We start from the raw sequence: 2,929 nt of genomic DNA, 5'->3' as shown, positions 1-2,929 counted from the left end.
CTGGTGGCGGCCAAGCACGAGCTGGTGGTGCAGGCCGGCGCCGGCCTGCGCTCCAGCGTCACCGACGAGGCCTATGCCGCCGCCGGCGCGCAGATCGGCAGCGCGGCCGATGCCTTCGGCGCCGACATGGTGCTCAAGGTGCGCGCCCCCAACCCCGAGGAACTCGGCCTGCTGCGCCCCGGCACCGTCGTCATCGGCATGTTGAACCCCTTCGACGCCGAGAACACCGCCGTCATGGCCCAGCGCGGCCTGTCCGCCTTCGCGCTCGAAGCCGCGCCCCGCATCACCCGCGCCCAGAGCATGGACGTGCTGTCTTCCCAGGCCAACATCGCCGGCTACAAGGCCGTCATGCTCGCCGCCAACACCTACCAGCGCTTCATGCCCATGCTCATGACCGCCGCCGGCACCGTCAAGGCCGCCCGCGTGCTCATCATGGGCGTGGGCGTGGCCGGCCTGCAGGCCATCGCCACGGCCAAGCGCCTGGGCGCGGTCATCGAAGCCTCCGACGTGCGCCCGCCCGTCAAGGAACAGGTCGAGTCGCTCGGCGCGAAGTTCATCGACGTGCCCTTCCTCACCGACGAGGAGCGCGAGATCGCCCAGGGCGCGGGCGGCTATGCCCGCCCGATGCCGGCCGACTGGATGCGCCGCCAGGCCGAGCTGGTGCACGAGCGCGCCAAACAGGCCGACATCATCATCACCACCGCCCTGATCCCCGGCCGCCGCGCCCCGGTGCTGATCGGCGAGGACACCGTCAAGGCGATGAAGCCCGGCTCGGTGATCGTCGACATGGCCGTCGAGCAGGGCGGCAACTGCCCGCTGTCGGAATTGGGCAAGACCGTGACCAAGTACGGCGTGCACATCATCGGCGAACCGAATCTCGCCACGCTGGTGGCGGCCGACGCCTCGGCGCTGTATGCGCGCAATGTGCTGGACTTTTTGAAGCTCATCGTCGACCAGGACGCCGGCCTTGCCATCAACCGGGAAGACGAAATCGTTGCTGCCACGCTGCTGTGCCACGGCGGCGACATCCTTCGCAAACAATAAGGTCGGAGACATCATGGAAGTCAGTCACACCATCATCAACCTCATCATCTTCGTGCTGGCCATCTACGTCGGCTACCACGTCGTCTGGACGGTCACCCCGGCGCTGCATACGCCGCTCATGGCCGTCACCAACGCGATCTCGGCCATCATCATCGTCGGCGCCATGCTGGCGGCCGGCCTGACCGAGGGCCGGCTCGGCCAGGTCATGGGCGTCCTGGCCGTGGCGCTGGCCGCGGTCAATGTGTTCGGCGGCTTCCTGGTGACCCAGCGCATGCTGGAGATGTTCAGGAAGAAGGAGCCCAAGGCGGTCAAGAACGCCGAAGCCGCGCCGGCGCTGGCCAAGGAGGGCGCGAAATGATGAACATGGCCTTCGTATCGATGAACCTGGTGACGATGCTGTACCTGGTCGCCTCGGTGTGCTTCATCCAGGCCCTGAAGGGCCTGTCGCATCCGTCCACGGCGCGCCGCGGCAACACCTTCGGCATGACCGGCATGGCCATTGCCACGCTCACGACCATCATGCTGATGATCAAGCTGCAGCAGGAAGCCGCGGCCGGCGCCGGGCTGGGCATGTGGGGCGTGCTGGTGGGCGTGGTGGCCGGCGGCGTGATCGGCGCGACCCTGGCCAGGCGGGTCGAGATGACCAAGATGCCGGAACTGGTGGCGGCGATGCACTCGTTGATCGGCCTGGCGGCGGTGGCCATCGCGGTGGCGGCGGTCTCCGAGCCGTGGGCCTTCGGCATCTCGGCGCACAACCAGCCGATCCCGGTCGGCAACCGCATCGAGCTGTTCATCGGCACCTTCGTGGGCGCCATCACCTTCTCGGGCTCGGTGATTGCGTTCGGCAAGCTGGCGGGCAAGTACAAGTTCCGGCTGTTCCAGGGCGCGCCGGTGAGCTTTCCGGGGCAGCACATGGTCAACCTGGTGCTGGCGGTGCTGATGATCGGGTTGGGCATCGTGTTCACGATGACGCAGGACTGGACGCCCTTCATCCTGATGACGGCGATCGCCTTCGTGCTGGGCGTCTTGATCATCATCCCGATCGGCGGCGCGGACATGCCGGTGGTGGTGTCGATGCTGAACAGCTATTCCGGCTGGGCGGCGGCCGGCATCGGCTTCTCGCTGAACAACTCGATGCTGATCATTGCCGGCTCGCTGGTGGGTTCCTCCGGCGCGATCCTGTCCTACATCATGTGCAAGGCGATGAACCGGTCGTTCTTCAACGTGATCCTGGGCGGCTTCGGCGGCGAGGCGGCAGCGGCGGGCGGCGGCACGCAGGCACAGCGCAACGTGAAGTCGGGCTCGGCGGATGACGCGGCTTTCCTGATGGGCAATGCCGAGACCGTGATCATCGTGCCGGGCTATGGCCTGGCGGTGGCGCGGGCGCAGCATGCGCTGAAGGAGCTGACCGAGAAGCTGACCCACAAGGGGGTGACGGTGAAGTATGCGATCCATCCGGTGGCGGGCCGCATGCCGGGGCACATGAACGTGCTGCTGGCCGAAGCCGAGGTGCCGTACGACCAGGTGTTCGAGATGGAGGACATCAACAGCGAATTCGGGCAGGCCGACGTGGTGCTGGTGCTGGGGGCAAACGACGTGGTGAACCCGGCGGCGAAGGATCCGAAGTCGCCGATCGCGGGCATGCCGATCCTGGAGGCGTACAAGGCCAAGACGGTGATCGTGAACAAGCGCTCGATGGCGGCGGGTTATGCGGGCCTGGACAACGAGCTGTTCTACATGGACAAGACCATGATGGTGTTCGGCGATGCGAAGAAGGTGATCGAGGACATGGTCAAGGCGGTGGAGTAACAGCCCTCTTCGGTCTTCACGCAGGAGAACGCCGGCCCGCAAAACGGGCCGGCGTTTTTGTTTGCAGGGGGACTTC

At 66.6% G+C, this 2,929-nt stretch carries 3 protein-coding genes; all 3 read left to right on the top strand.

The window, feature by feature from the left end; translation table 11 throughout:
- Positions 1 to 1,044, top strand: a 1,044-nt coding sequence (locus IGW04_RS25455) for an NAD(P) transhydrogenase subunit alpha (RefSeq protein WP_228527395.1), incomplete at its 5' end; no start/stop codon positions are given.
- 13 nt (positions 1,045 to 1,057) lie between these two features.
- Complete coding sequence (locus IGW04_RS25450) at positions 1,058 to 1,402, top strand: NAD(P) transhydrogenase subunit alpha (protein ID WP_194715885.1); 345 nt, start codon at positions 1,058 to 1,060, stop codon at positions 1,400 to 1,402.
- Complete coding sequence (locus IGW04_RS25445; RefSeq protein ID WP_194715884.1) at positions 1,399 to 2,853, top strand: NAD(P)(+) transhydrogenase (Re/Si-specific) subunit beta; 1,455 nt, start codon at positions 1,399 to 1,401, stop codon at positions 2,851 to 2,853. Before IGW04_RS25450 ends, IGW04_RS25445 begins: the two co-directional genes overlap by 4 nt.
- Positions 2,854 to 2,929 lie beyond the last annotated feature (76 nt).

This window comes from Noviherbaspirillum soli (assembly GCF_015352955.1).
Lineage (GTDB): Bacteria > Pseudomonadota > Gammaproteobacteria > Burkholderiales > Burkholderiaceae_D > Noviherbaspirillum_A > Noviherbaspirillum_A soli.
The sequence above is the reverse complement of the archived record's forward strand: the minus strand, read 5'-3'. Positions and strand labels throughout refer to the sequence as shown.